The organism is Jatrophihabitans sp. (assembly GCA_036399055.1).
GTDB lineage: Bacteria > Actinomycetota > Actinomycetes > Mycobacteriales > Jatrophihabitantaceae > Jatrophihabitans_A.
Genome location: DASWNX010000021.1, coordinates 1 through 13,031 on the forward strand (window position 1 = coordinate 1; position 13,031 = coordinate 13,031).

General features: G+C 66.2%; 18 protein-coding genes. 5 read left to right on the plus strand and 13 right to left on the minus strand.

Going from position 1 to position 13,031, the window contains the following annotated elements; genetic code table 11:
* From VGB75_08185 to VGB75_08195, 3 genes are all read left to right on the plus strand, one after another.
* A partial coding sequence (locus VGB75_08185; GenBank protein HEY0167004.1) for a hypothetical protein occupies nucleotides 1-198 on the plus strand: 198 nt, incomplete at its 5' end.
* Between the two features lie 348 nt (nucleotides 199-546).
* On the plus strand, nucleotides 547-1,014 hold the full coding sequence (locus tag VGB75_08190; protein ID HEY0167005.1) for a hypothetical protein: 468 nt from the start codon (nucleotides 547-549) through the stop codon (nucleotides 1,012-1,014).
* A gap of 95 nt (nucleotides 1,015-1,109) precedes the next feature.
* On the plus strand, nucleotides 1,110-2,399 hold the full coding sequence (locus tag VGB75_08195; GenBank protein ID HEY0167006.1) for a hypothetical protein: 1,290 nt from the start codon (nucleotides 1,110-1,112) through the stop codon (nucleotides 2,397-2,399).
* Here VGB75_08195 and VGB75_08200 read toward each other — a convergent pair.
* Nucleotides 2,389-2,874 carry a pilus assembly protein TadG-related protein gene (locus VGB75_08200; GenBank protein HEY0167007.1) on the minus strand — a complete coding sequence of 162 codons (486 nt, stop codon included), beginning with the start codon at nucleotides 2,872-2,874 and terminating at the stop codon, nucleotides 2,389-2,391. The genes VGB75_08195 and VGB75_08200 overlap by 11 nt on opposite strands.
* A 38-nt stretch (nucleotides 2,875-2,912) precedes the next feature.
* Nucleotides 2,913-3,362, minus strand: a complete 450-nt coding sequence (locus VGB75_08205; protein HEY0167008.1) for a hypothetical protein — start codon at nucleotides 3,360-3,362, stop codon at nucleotides 2,913-2,915.
* Nucleotides 3,363-3,438: 76 nt separating this feature from the next.
* Here VGB75_08205 and VGB75_08210 point away from each other — a divergent pair, with 76 nt between their 5' ends.
* Together VGB75_08210 and VGB75_08215 are read left to right on the plus strand one after the other, a co-directional pair.
* Entirely contained in the window at nucleotides 3,439-3,642 is a 204-nt protein-coding gene (locus VGB75_08210; protein ID HEY0167009.1) for a hypothetical protein, read from the plus strand.
* On the plus strand, nucleotides 3,639-3,809 hold the full coding sequence (locus VGB75_08215) for a hypothetical protein (GenBank protein HEY0167010.1): 171 nt from the start codon (nucleotides 3,639-3,641) through the stop codon (nucleotides 3,807-3,809). The genes VGB75_08210 and VGB75_08215 overlap by 4 nt, the downstream gene beginning before the upstream one ends.
* Nucleotides 3,810-3,846: 37 nt before the next feature.
* Here VGB75_08215 and VGB75_08220 read toward each other — a convergent pair whose 3' ends face one another.
* The 11 genes from VGB75_08220 to VGB75_08270 form a co-directional block, all read right to left on the minus strand.
* Entirely contained in the window at nucleotides 3,847-5,115 is a 1,269-nt protein-coding gene (locus tag VGB75_08220; protein HEY0167011.1) for a hypothetical protein, read from the minus strand.
* A 514-nt stretch (nucleotides 5,116-5,629) separates the two neighbouring features.
* Nucleotides 5,630-6,277, minus strand: a complete 648-nt coding sequence (locus VGB75_08225) for a hypothetical protein (protein ID HEY0167012.1) — start codon at nucleotides 6,275-6,277, stop codon at nucleotides 5,630-5,632.
* The gene (locus VGB75_08230; protein ID HEY0167013.1) at nucleotides 6,274-6,813 is read right to left on the minus strand and encodes a hypothetical protein; all 540 of its coding nucleotides are present in this window, start codon (nucleotides 6,811-6,813) and stop codon (nucleotides 6,274-6,276) included. The genes VGB75_08225 and VGB75_08230 overlap by 4 nt, the downstream gene beginning before the upstream one ends.
* 521 nt (nucleotides 6,814-7,334) lie before the next feature.
* Nucleotides 7,335-7,781, minus strand: a complete 447-nt coding sequence (locus tag VGB75_08235; GenBank protein HEY0167014.1) for a pilus assembly protein TadG-related protein — start codon at nucleotides 7,779-7,781, stop codon at nucleotides 7,335-7,337.
* Nucleotides 7,778-8,263 (minus strand): hypothetical protein, encoded by a 486-nt coding sequence (locus VGB75_08240; GenBank protein ID HEY0167015.1) that lies wholly within the window; start codon nucleotides 8,261-8,263, stop codon nucleotides 7,778-7,780. Before VGB75_08240 ends, VGB75_08235 begins: the two co-directional genes overlap by 4 nt.
* A complete protein-coding gene (locus VGB75_08245) occupies nucleotides 8,260-8,625 on the minus strand; it encodes a TadE/TadG family type IV pilus assembly protein (GenBank protein ID HEY0167016.1) in 366 nt (121 codons plus the stop codon). Before VGB75_08245 ends, VGB75_08240 begins: the two co-directional genes overlap by 4 nt.
* A 56-nt stretch (nucleotides 8,626-8,681) precedes the next feature.
* Nucleotides 8,682-8,906 (minus strand): hypothetical protein, encoded by a 225-nt coding sequence (locus VGB75_08250; protein ID HEY0167017.1) that lies wholly within the window; start codon nucleotides 8,904-8,906, stop codon nucleotides 8,682-8,684.
* A 64-nt stretch (nucleotides 8,907-8,970) separates the two neighbouring features.
* A complete protein-coding gene (locus tag VGB75_08255; GenBank protein ID HEY0167018.1) occupies nucleotides 8,971-9,915 on the minus strand; it encodes a type II secretion system F family protein in 945 nt (314 codons plus the stop codon).
* A gap of 43 nt (nucleotides 9,916-9,958) precedes the next feature.
* Complete coding sequence (locus tag VGB75_08260) at nucleotides 9,959-10,816, minus strand: type II secretion system F family protein (protein ID HEY0167019.1); 858 nt, start codon at nucleotides 10,814-10,816, stop codon at nucleotides 9,959-9,961.
* Nucleotide 10,817: 1 nt separating this feature from the next.
* Nucleotides 10,818-12,107, minus strand: coding sequence for an ATPase, T2SS/T4P/T4SS family (locus VGB75_08265; GenBank protein ID HEY0167020.1), 1,290 nt, complete (start codon nucleotides 12,105-12,107; stop codon nucleotides 10,818-10,820).
* Between the two features lie 115 nt (nucleotides 12,108-12,222).
* Nucleotides 12,223-13,023, minus strand: coding sequence for an alpha/beta hydrolase (locus VGB75_08270; GenBank protein HEY0167021.1), 801 nt, complete (start codon nucleotides 13,021-13,023; stop codon nucleotides 12,223-12,225).
* Nucleotides 13,024-13,031: the final 8 nt, after the last annotated feature.

Sequence of the window (13,031 nt, forward strand, 5' to 3'; positions counted from 1 at the left end):
GTCAGGGCTGTCAGGGCTGTCAGGGCTGTCAGGGCTGTCAGGGCTGTCAGGGCTGTCAGGGCTGTCAGGGCTGTCAGGGCTGTCAGGGCTGTCAGGGCTGTCAGGGCTGTCAGTGGACGAACGGGTTCATTGGACGAAGCCCTGGGCTTGGGACCGGGCGTGCTGGTCGATGCCGTCCGGGCGGCCGATGAGGCCTGAGAAGGCCAACTCGGTGTGGCCGCGGCAGTGGGCCAGCACGGTGGCGCCGTCGGCGGATAGCGCGGCCTGCACCTCAACCCTTCACTCAACTAAGTGCGACGCCAGTCTTTGACTCTGCGCACAACGCCGCGACGGCCCATAGCGCCTATAGAACCGCGCCCGCTCGTTACCAATGCCCGTCGTGCGCCATGTATTGGACATAGGCGCTGCGGCTAATCCCACCTCCGTCGGCCACGTAGCTAACAATATGTTGACACCCTCAATGCTAACAGGGCACGCTACTCGGCAGGGCTGCCTGGTGGCCTGTAGCTCTACGGGGGTGGGGAAATTATAGGTACGCGTTCGCATATGCGGGTACTTGCCGTCGCCGCGTCACTCTCAGCGGTCAGTCTTGCCGCCTGCGACAAGGACACCGGCTCCGCTTCGTCTGGATCGGTCGCCCGCAGCGGCAGCGCGGTCATTTCAACCGCCCCTGCTAGCACAACCACCAGCTCACAAGCGAGCCCATCGTTCTGCAACCAGCTCAACGCCAGCTCTGCCCTTCACGGCTTACCCTCAGCGATCAAAGCAATTGCTGCCTCTGCGGACTCAGCCTCAGGGGTAACAACGCTGCAAACCGCAGCCAGGGATTTACGCGCCGCCGCAAAGATAGCTCCAAAAATCATCGCCGGCAATATGAGGGCAACAGCCCAGGCCATCGACGTGTACGCGAATGATGGCCTCACCGACCAAGGCGTGTCTGACGCATTGGTTAATCAGTTAAGTTTACTCGGAACGGTGGTGCAGGCGGAATGTCACTACGCCTTAGGGAACTGATTGCGGCGTCGCTCAGTTCTCTACTCGTCGTCTCAATCAGCATGATTGCGTTCTCTGTCCCCGCTTCTGCTGGGCCGGCTCCGGGGCTTTGTGCCATGAACACCTCTCGCGGCGAAGTTCCGGCGAAGTTTCCTTTGCAAGCCTGCCTCACCTCCGACATTATTTGGCTCCATAACAATCTTGAAGTGCCCGTCACAATGGCTGGCTCAGGTATGGGAACTCCGATTATTGTTCCCTCCGATATCGGTATTGCCGCGTCTCTTACGCGTGCTTATTACAACGATCCTTGGATAGTTTTTCCAGGCGATACGGTTCGCATCCCCATCGGGCCTGGATCGGTGAAGCTAATTGCTGATAATACTAAGGCAGGCGGCTTCTACGTGCTTGCTGCAACATTGCTCACCTTTATTCCCGGAGGAGTGAGGAAGGCGCTGTATGATGCGCTAGCGGGCCTTATTCGCGATCTGATTGACGCTACCCTGAAGTACGCTAACTGCATCACCCGCGCAAACTGGATACAGATGATCGCTTGCTCAGCTCAAAACAATTGGGACGTTAAATTTGCCATCGGAAAGGCAGGCGTGCTTGCCCTTTCCAAAGGGGCTTGGTCCTTATTGTTTGACACTGGCTACCTTCTCAAATTGGTGGGGGATCAGGTCCCCGGGGTAGCGGCTGTGGTCTATGGAGCTCCCATCTCCCTCAGCGCGAAGCAGGTCGCTCCTGAAGGCGGTAGCGGTAAATCGACCGACCAGGGTGGCACTGGTTCTGGTAACACTACTAATCCTGGAAGTAGCGAAGGCACTCCTGGATCGGAGAAACCCCCAGGAAGCTCACAAACAGGTAGCATCAAGATCGACTGGAGTGGCGCTCACCCCAAGTGGATTAGGATGACACTCGGAGGATTCAGCGCAGGGAGCTGGCGGTACACCTGCCATTTCGGGAGCGGCGGCGATCAATCCTTTACATTGTTCTCCTCTGGGGGTACGCAGACCATCGATAACGGCCGCACTTGTTACACCGGGATCCCAGGGGACACGGTTTGGGTGACCATTGCATCAGCTCGATCGAACACGATCTCGGTTGCTCCACCACCGCAGCCGCCACCTCCTCCACCACCACCACCACCGAGTCGAGTTGTCTCCCTCGCCCAGGGACCCGCAGCACCTGCGGGTTACCGCTACGCCGTGGCCATCTCCGGATTCAGCGCCAACAGCAACGTCACCGTGACCTGCCATGACTCAGCCGACCCGCAAGGCTTCTACACCTTCGTGATGACCACCAACGGTTCAGGCGCAGCCTCCACCTCAAACCAGTGCTACTCCGGCGACGGACCCGACCATTGGGTGCGAGCCGCCGGCATCGAATCCAATCACGTCACCTGGTAGCTGCCCCATAAGTTGTCACTGAACTGTCACGGCCAAGCTGCCTAGTCATCGAATTCATTGGATGAAGCCTTTGGGCTTGGGATCGGGCGTGCTGGTCGATGCCGTCGGGGCGGCCGATGAGGCCTGCGAAGGCCAACTCGGTGTGGGCGTGGCAGTCGGCCAGCACGGTGGCGCCGTCGGTGGACAGCCCGGCCTGCACGATCACCTCGGTGCGTCCGGCGTCCGCGGCGAGGTAGTCCTGCACCGCTGCCAGCGGCAGGGTGCCGGTCAGCTCCCGGGTCCTGGCGGCCGGGCCGTCGATGGCGTTGGCCCCGGCCACCGCCGCCCCGTCGCAGACGCTCTGCAGGTCACGATGCTGGGTGAAGGCGTCACTGGCCATCACCGCCGCAGCCACCACCAACAACCCGATCAGGGAGAATCCGAGGATCAACGGGATGGTCGAACCCCGGTCGTCGTCGATCATCCGTCGAGTCATCCGGCCAGTCGAGGCGCGATCACGCCGGCGCGGCCGGCTCATCGGGCGATGATCCGGAAGTCGTCGACGTGCACCAGATACCGACCGATGATTGTCACTCCGCGCCCGGACAGCAGGGTGGGAACCGCCGGCAGCGGCTGATGCCTGACCACGCAGACCGCGAACACCGACGCCGGAGCCAGCGACGGCACCGAGGCCGGGCCCCGGCAATCCGCGCCAGCCTCGACGTAGCGCACCTGCACCTCGGCCGGCGTCAGGCCCTGACCGCGCAAGGCAGCCCGCAAGGCAGCCTGCGCCCGGACCTCGGCCTGCGCGGCAGTGTCCGACGTGGCGATCGCCCGGCCGACGTCGCGGGCGGCGTTGGTGGTCGCCAGCCGGCCGCGCTGCACCACCGCGACCGCCACGATCAGGTAGATCAACGGCACCAGCACCAGCACCGCCACGAAGACGATCGCGCTCCACGACGGACGCGCTCCCTTTGCTGCCACGGCGTAGTGGACCTAGTGTTCCTGTCCTGTCCGTCGGCATTGGCACCCTTACCGACGGACACCGAAGGAGGACGCAGTGATCTCGATGCTCTTGGCCCTGCTGCACCGCAGAAAGACCGGACACCGGATCTGGCGCGAGGAGATGATCTGGTCAGGCGAGCGGGCGATGGTCTGGTTCTGCGAGTGCCAGAAGCAGTGGCACCCGCTCTCGCAGCCCGGTCCCTATCCGGACGGCAGGGACCCGATCCACAGGGAGCCGCCCTGGGAGCGGGAGAAGTGACCACGTCCCTCCGGGTGCTCGGCTACGTGCGCGAGCGCGGATGCCCATGGAAGGGCAACCCCGCCCGCTGCCCGTGGCGCAGCACCGAGGCAACCCGCGACGACGACCACGCCTGGGACGCTCCGCGAGGGTACGCCCGGCATCGCGGGGACCGCCGCAGGTACTGAGAAAACGGGGTCGCGTGGACACTTCCGCTGGCCCGAGTTAGGGGGAACGCAGCACCGATGCCCATCGGCCCAGGTACTCCAGTGCGGGGAGCGAATCCAGAACCAGGTTTCCCGAACTGGCGGCCACGGCACGGTCCCGGGCGTCTTCCAACTGGTCCGCGATGTCAGCTAGCGGAGTTGCAGCCGTCAGGTCGAGTTCCCACTTCCGCGCCAGAGCGAAGTGCCGCTTGAGGTCGTGGTAGGGCAGGGAGGCAATCGACTGACCCGTCGCTCGCCAGTCAGCGCACGCATCACATGGACACGCGAATGACAGGTCCACCGATTCAAGGACAGCCGCAACCGCCGGGGACATGAAGAGGTGAAGGTCTCGCACGTAGTACCGCGGAGGTGCAGCGCCGGTCGACGCCAGCGCGGGCCAATCGCGAGACTCGCTATACGTAAGTCCGTTTCCGAAGCCGCGAAGACCTGCGTGGCGCATACAGATGCTAAAGAAGCCCCCGTACAAGTTGACGAGCCGTCGACCGTCAGGTCGGTTGGCGATCACATTCCACAACGCGCGCAGTTGCGACTCGTTGACCTTTCGCTCATCGAAGTTCGTGATCCAGAAGAAGGCGATCTTCGAGAGCGCAGGCGGCAGCAGCGGCAGGATCTCGGCGAGCGTGGCCACGCCGTCCGCGTTCTCTTTAGGGCGTCCATCAAGACACAGAACGGGCATGATCTTGTCCGGTTGCGGAAGCGAAGAAGCAGCCGCCCACACTTCCTGCATGACAGTCCACCAGGGGTCCGACGTGCCGGAGACCGCGAAGTACGGTGCGAGGATGGCGTACGGCGGCATGGCATTCGTGGTCGGAGCGGGGGCCCCCTGCTGCTGCATCGCTTCCGCCAACAAGGCGGCATAGCGATCCAGCTTCTTCTTCACGACGGGCGCGTGACCCGCGTAGGTCCGCTGCCTGTCGACGATCTCGCCAACGAGTTCACCGACCACTGCGGGGGTGTAGAAGGTTGGGTCGAGGGAGGCGGTCCCACTTGCGACGGCCGAGTGAACGGTTGGGCCGTGCCACTCAGCGAGGGTGATGTGAGATGCGCGAGGGTCATCGATGTCCCCTTGAAACAGGGGCGTGCGCGGGTCGATCAAATATTGCAGCTGGCTCGACAGGACGAACGCAGCGGTCGCCTCCTGGTAGTAGGACGCGATCGTGCCCGGCACGGTCATCACGTGAAAGGTGCCCTGGACAGCGATGTTTCGGAAACTAGCCTGATCGCTGTTTCCGTAGGCCATTAAGTGACGGAAAGGCATCTGGTTCACACCCCCCGCATCAGCGCGGCTACGGATTCCGTGCCTCGCGCTCTCATCGACGTGAGCTGGTCAAGAGTCTTCTGGCGTAGCGCCGAGTCGGGATTCGCGGGAGTAGCAGCAATGACTACATGCAGCCACTTCTGGTCGACAGCGAGGACACCCACGCCCTGACCCCAGCAAGCGTCTATCACTGCGTCGGTGACCTTATAGGCCGGGAGAGCGATCATCGACAGGTCGACGCTGAAGCGGTTCAGAACTGCCTGACGCAGCGCCCGTTGCCAACTTGCGAGTTTCGCTTCAATCCCTACCACGACGTCGGGTGAAGAATCATGGAGGTCGCGAACGGCGACACAGACATCAGTTCGAGCCCGCCCATGCGACTTAACCTCGAACCCCACGGCTCGAAGTGGCCATTGAGCTCTCATCCTCCGTGCGAGCTGATCGACCAGCGCCGCCTCTGAGATGTGGCGAGCGGGACGCGGCGCCGGTGGAACGAAAGCGCGGGCGGGGTATGCCACGAGCGTCATCGCGTCGAACCTCCCGAGTTCCGTGCCATGCGAGCCAGGCCAGAAAGATAGTTGCTTTCGCGTACCGAGCCGAGCGCTTCGGCGCCGATCCACCCCAGCGACCCGGCGAGCACGAACAGAGCCACCAGCGACAGGGGAATCGGGAAGTCAACCGATGGCATGCACAGCGAGAACCCGAAGTACACCCATGCCAGCAAGAAGACGAACGCTGCGCACCCGATCCTCTTCGCATGACCGACGCGACGGTCATGGACCGACTGCGCGCGGTGGATCACCGCGTAGTGCGACTCAAGTTCAGCGTACGAGTCGAAGAACTTCGGGTTGGCACCGAGAACGCGCCGCGTGTCGATCTCCGGGTCACCCGGCTCCCCCGGGAGGAAGCGCTTCTTGGTGAAATCCACGTAAGGCTGTATGCGAACAATCACCGATGCCAGGATCGGACGAACGTTGTCCGTCAGGACCCCATCCCGAACTTCAGCCACATCGTCGCCGCAGTCCTTCAGGATCCGCGACTCCGCAGTGAACGCGCGCACGATGGCCGTGATGGCGGTGATCGATACCGGGATGATGAGGCCCATCCAGCCGAGTTGTAGTTCCGGACCGCTACCGCCCTTGGCAGCAGCCGCCACGACCAACGCGTTCACGCGTACCGGTGGGCGATCACCGAATTCTTTGCCGAGTCCGGGTAGGTCTTGTACACGTACCTGATCAGACCAGATAAGGAGCGGGCCGCATATCGATCCTTGATCGCGGACAACTGCTCGGCAACCGCCGGGTGATGGTGCGCCAAGAGGTCGGCGACGAGGTGCCCATGCTCTGTCAGCACGAACCGCCGCTCCACGTACTCGTCTGCCTCGACTGCGCCGGTGACGTTGACGTCTTCCATGCTGTCGATCGTTTGCCCATCGACGACACGTTCTTCCGTGAGCAGCCCGGACTCCTCCAGCAGTTCGACAGCCTCGTAGACGTCTTTCGAGAAAGGACCATAGTTGTAAGCCTTAAACTCGAGTTGCTCGCCCGCGACGCTGTCCGCGACGGACGTTTCCTTCTCAACCAGGTACAGCAACTTCTCAAGACGCGTGATGCCGTTGACCCGATTCTTGGCACTGGCAACGTTCGTCGGCGCGGCCAAGAGCATCAGCACGAGGTCGCTACCTTCGAGCGAGTCTGCGAGCGCCATGCGCGTCCCCTTCCGTGGCTATGTTCCGTCAGCCGACTCTAGTCCGCTTCGGGCAAGTGGGATGCTTCAGCATCCCACCGACAACCGGACGCAAGGGTCAGGCGCGCGAGGTGCTCGTCCTGGGAGTATGTTACGTCTTGCGAATTAGAGGCGGGCTCGTTGATCCAGATCTCCTCGACCGCCCGGTCGTCGAAGTACTGCTGCAACGGCCCGAAGCCGGCCACCTGATCGAACACGGCGCGGCCGCGGCCTCGGCGTCACCCAGCGGCGGCAACGCCGACATAGCGGCCCGGTCCAGGTAGTCGATGAGCACCTCATCGACCAGCCGACGGGTCGCCTCGGGCTCCAGCACCGGGTCCACTGCCTGCGGCGCACCAGCTCGCGGACCTCGCCCTCCACGATCGACTGCGCGCCCGGCACTGCTTACCCCCGGTAGGCGTCAAGAGCAACGCGAGAAAGCTTAACGGCCCAATGCGCGTTCTGCCGCTTAAGGCTCGAATTCTGGAACCATCACGCTGCTTTCATCGGACGATGCCCTGGGCTTGGGATCGGGCGTGCTGGTCGATGCCGTCCGGGTGGCCGATGAGGCCCGCGAAGGCCAACTCGGTGTGGGCGCGGCAGTCGGCCAGCACGGTGGCGCCGTCGGCGGACAGCGCGGCCAGCACGCTCACCTCAGCACGTCCGGCGTCCGCGGCGAGATAGCTCTGCACCGCTGCCTGCACCGCTGCCAGCGGTAGCGTGCCGGTCAGCTCTCGGGTCCTGGCGGCCGGGCCGTCGATCGCGTTGGCCCCGGCCACCGCCGCCCCGTCGCAGACGCTCTGCAGGTCTCGCTGCTGGGTGAAGGCGTCACTGGCCATCACCGCCGCCGCCACCACCATCAACCCGATCAGGAAGAACCCGAGGATCAACGGGATGGTCGAACCCCGGTCGTCGGCGAACTTCGGGCGAGGCCGTGGGTCGCGGCTCATCGGGCGATGACCCGGAAGTCGTCGACGTGCACCAGATAGCGGCCGATGACGGTCACCCCGCGCCCGGACAACAGGGTAGGCACCGCCGGCAGCGGCTGATGTCTGACCACGCAGATCGCGAACACCGACGCCGGCGCCAGCGACGGCGTCGTCGCCGGGCCTCGGCAGTCCGCGCCGGCTTCGACGTAGCGCACCTGCACCTCGGCCGGAGTCAGACCCTGACCGCGCAAGGCGGCCCGCAACGCGGCCTGCGCCCGAACCTCGGCCTGCGCGGCAGTGTCCGACGTGGCGATCGCCCGCCCGACATCGCGGGCGGCGTTAGTGGTCGCCAACCGGCTGCGCTGCACCACCGCGACCGCCACGATCAGGTAGATCAACGGCGCCAGCACCAGCACCGCCACAAAGACGAACTCGATGATCGCGCTGGCCTGCTCACCCGTGCGCCGCAGCTCGTCGAACCGTCGCTGTAGGAGTGATCTCACGGGTCGTCCTTGAGTGACTGCCCGCTGACATCGACTCTCACCAGCGCGCCGATCGGCAGGAAGACCGATCTGATCGTCCCCCGGCATCGCACCTCGGCGGTCACCAGACCGCTGCCAACCTCAGCGACCAGGCCTCCTGCGCAGGGCAACCGCCGAGCCATTCCCGGGCTCAGCGCCTGGCTCAGCAACGCCGCGGCGCGCTCACCGCCGGCCTGCGCCGGCACACCGGCGTTCGCGGCATAGCGGGCCCCGTCAGCAGCCGCCGCCGAGGCCACCGACCGGACGTAGAACACCGCCGCGACCTGCACCACCGCGAACAGAAGCATCACCAGCAGCACCGACATCAAACAGAATTCGGCCACAGCGGAGCCGCGATCATCGGTCAGGCTCCGCGCCCTACGGCGATCGGCCACTGCCTTCAGTTGCCGGTCTCGCCGGTCACCGAGTCGATCGCGTTGCTGACCGCATCGGTGATCTTGGCCTTGAAGACGCCGAAGATCACCACCACCAAGCCCGCCGACATCACCGTGACCATCACCCAGCCCGGCACGTCGCCGCGGTCGGAGTCCGAGCCCCGCAGCCGGCGCTGCGCGCGCAGGTAACCGTTGCCGAACCAGGCGGCCAGCAACTGCGCCTGAACCATGTCTGTGTTCCCCTTTCCTCAGCCCGCGAGCGCGTGCCGTTCCTTGTGGTCGCCTATTCAGCGGTTATTTGGTGAGCGAGACCAGCGTCAGCAGTCCCGGGTAGAGCGCGAACAGCACCGTCACCGGCAGGATCAAAAACACCACCGGCACCATCATCTGCAGCTCCTTGCGGCCGCCGGCTTCCAGCAGCGCCCGCTTGGAGAACTCCCGGACGTCGGCCGCCTGGGCGCGCAGCACCTCCGCCAGCGGCGTGCCGCGCTCGATGGCGACCAGCAATCCCTGGATGAACCTGCTGAACGGTTCCAAGGTGGTCCGCTCGGCCAGCTCGCCCAGCGCCCTGGTGATCGGCTTGCCGGCCTTGGCCTCGTCCAGCACGCCCTGCAGGTCTCGGGTCAGCTCGCCGCGGGTCAACCGGCACACCCGCTGCATCGCGTCGATCGGCGCCTCGCCGGCCAGCACGGCCAGGGCGAGCAGGTCCGCGATCACCGGGAACTCCGCGAGCATCGCCCGCTCGCGACGGTGGACCTGCTGGGTGAGCCACCAGTCCCGGGCCAGCACTCCGCCGGCCGCGCCGATCAGCGCCGCGCCGGCGATCAGAACCGGGTCGAGGCCACCGCGCAGGTAGGTCAGGCCCGTCAAGCCGACAGCGCCGCCGACCATGCCGAGGCCACCCCAGACCACCTGCTCCATCCGGAAGTCCTCGACGTCGGCGACCAGCCCCAGGCCTGCGAGCCGGCGACGCACCGATGCCGCACCACCGACCACCCGGTCCAGCCAGCGAACCAGGCCGACAGCCGCCGGGCCGAGCAACCGCCGCGCCACGTCCAGCGGCGCCGGAGGACCGGCCGAGCGGGCCAACAGCCGCGACGGAGCGGGGGTGTCGGCGAGATAGGGCGCGATCCGGTCGCTGAGCCGGATCACCCTCATCGGCGGAGCGGATCGAATGGCCAGCAGGGCGCCGAGCGCTGCCATCAGGCCGAGGCCGGCGCCCAGCCACCAGCTGGTCATCGCGACACCCGTGTCACCGCAGCACTGCTCATCGCAGCTCGGGTCATCGCAACACCCTGGGCTCTTCGGGCAGCCGGCCGATCCGCACCATGATCCGGTATGCCAGCAGGCACACCGCCGCGCCGATGCCCAGCAGCAGCACGCCGCCGGAGGAGTCGAAGGTCTGCAGCGTCGAGGACTGGGTTCCCAGCAACAGCAACACGATCCACGGCGCGGCGACCGCGAGCCGGGCCGCGCTGACCGTCCAGCCCTGACGGGTCTCCAACTCGGCGCGGGTCCGCGCGTCGGCTCGCAGCAGCTCCGACAGCGTGCGCAACACGGTGCCGAGATCACTGCCACCCACCTCGCGAGCCACCCGCAGCGTCTCGCACACCCGGTCCCCCACCGGGTCGGCCAGGTCGTGCTTCAACGCGTTCAGGCATTCGGCGAACCGGCCGCTTGCGCGGTAGGAGACGCCGAACCGCGCGAACGCCGGGCGCAACGGCTCCGGCCCGCGGACACCGAGGCCGGACACCCCTTCAGGCAGGGACATTCCGGCCCGGACGGCTGAGGCGAGGTTGTCGATGGCCTCAGGCCACAGCTCGCGCAGCGCGACCTGGCGGCGCTGGCGCATCCGCCGCACGACAGCCAGCGGCCCGAGAAAGGCGAACACGGTGAAGCAGGCGGCGACGGCCAGGGTTCCGGTGATCAGCTGCACGAGCAACCCGGCCAGCGCCGCCGAGATCACCTGCAGGCTGAGCAGCTGCGCCGAGCTGACCGACTCGACGCCGGCCTGCCGGATCAGCTCGTCCCGGCGCGTCGACCAGCCCAGACGAGCCGGGTCGCGCCGCGGCGCTCGAGGACCGCTGCGCCAGATCAGCAGCAAGCCGACGCCCGCGAGCAGGCCGATGAATGCGCCCATCTCAGGCTCTCGCCCGTGCGGCGCCGGCGGCCATGGCCGGAGCGCCACGGTCTGAGCGCTCGTCCTGCCCGAGCAGCTCGGCCAGGTCGTGACCGGCCTGCTCGTAGCGCTCTTGATGCGGCGGGTAGCCGTCGCCGCGACGCAGTCGGCCCTGCCGGTGACCGAAGATCTCCGACGTCTCGATCACCTCGCCCTCGGCCCGTCCGGTGACCGCGACGATCTCGCGGACCCGGCGCTGACCCCGGTGGTCTGCGCCCAGGTGCACCACCAGGTCGACCGAGGCGGCAACCGTCGGAACGACGAACGCGGCGCTGACGTTCTCACCGGCCAGCAGCGGCAGGGTGCACATCTTCACCAGCGCCTCCCGGGCGGAGTTGGCGTGCAGCGTGCACATGCCTGGCAGTCCGGAGTTCAGCGCGATCAACAGGTCCAGGCACTCCTCCTGCCGGACCTCGCCGACGATGATCCGGTTGGGACGCATCCGCAGCGCCTCTTTGACCAGCCGGCGCAGGGTGATCTCACCGGTTCCCTCCAGGTTGGGCTGCCGGGTCTGCATCGACACCACGTCGGGCAGCGGCACCTGCAACTCGAACACTTCCTCGGCAGTGATCACCCGCTCGGTGGCCGGGATCGCCGCGCACAGCGCGTTGAGCATGGTGGTCTTGCCGGCCTGGGTGCTGCCCGACACCAGCACGTTCAGCCCGGCGGCGACCGAGGCCTCCAGGAAGCGGGCCGCCTGCTCGGGCAGCGACCCCAGCCGGACCAGCTCGTCCAGGCCGGCGACGCCGATCACGAACTTGCGGATGTTGACCGCCATATGCAGACGGGTGATGGACGGGATGACGACGTGCAACCGGGAGCCGTCGGGCAGTTGCGCGTCGACGAAGGGCGCGCTGAGATCGAGGCGGCGACCGGACAGGCGCAGCATCCGCTCGACCAGGTCGGCGACCTCGTCGCTGGTGAGGATGACCGTGGTCAGCTGGGAGCGGCCGTGCCGGGCGATGAACACCCGGCCGGGCTCGTTGATCCAGATCTCCTCGACCGCCGGGTCGTCGAAGTACTGCTGCAACGGCCCGAAGCCGGCCACCTGGTCGAACACGGTGCGGGCAGCGGTCTCGGCATCACCGAGCGGCGGCAGCGCTGACATCGCGGCCCGGTCGAGGTAATCAGTGAGCACCTCGTCCACCAGCCGCCGGGTCGCCTCCGGCTCCAGCACCGGATCGAGCTGCCGGCGGCGCACCAGCTCGCGAACTTCACCCTCGACGATCGACTGCGCGGTCGCCACCCTCACCCCCGGTCGGTTCCAAGATCAACCGGGGCAGCTTAAACGACCGATTGCGCAGCCTTGCGCTTAGAGACGGATTTGTGGATAACCATCCAAGAGAGTAGACGGTCCGTCTAAGGGATCACGCGCTCAAGGGCTGGGGTCTCAGCTGAGACACGATCAAATCGGGTGCCATATCGATGGCGTCGTGACCGCACCCGGGAAGTGCTAGGACCTCGGCCGATGGCGCGGCATCGGTAATGGCCGCGGTGACAGCGCCGGCCCAGGCTGGGCTGTGGTCCCCGAGCAACAGGGTTATGGGGCAATCCAGGTCCCGGGCCAGGGCGGCGGGGTCAACGCGGCTAAGGGCATGGGCCTCGCGCGGCAGGGTGGCTGACACGACCGCTAGGACGTCGTATCCCATCGGGGCCCGACGCAGCGCGTCGATCTCCTCTGGTCTCAGACCGATCACCTCGCTCAGGAAGCTCACCATTGCGGGGCCGGGCTGTCCGTTGTTGATCAGCGCCGTTGCCCGCCTCACCCACTCCTCGGGGACCGTCGGAGGACCGGGCGGCTCGTAAAGCAGCATCCGGCCGATCAACGCGCCGAGACCTCGAACGCCGAGCGCGCAGGTAGCACCGTAGCTGTGGGCGAACACATGGACGGGCGTCGACGCCGCGGCTGCCACGGCGACGATGACCGCGGCGATGTCGGCGTACTCCTGCTCGATCCGGTACTCGTGGTGGTCGCCGCTCGTGCCTCGACCGCGCCGGTCCATCGCGGTCACCTGGAAGGAGTCGGTCAACGCTTCCCACAGCGGCGCCCACCGCTCGATCTGCCCGAAGCCGCCATGCACGAGCACCAGCGGTGGTCCCGATCCTGAGGTGAGCGTGCCGATCGGCACCCCACCCTCGCCGGCCACCGAGCCTCTGATGCCGTCCACAGCCACAC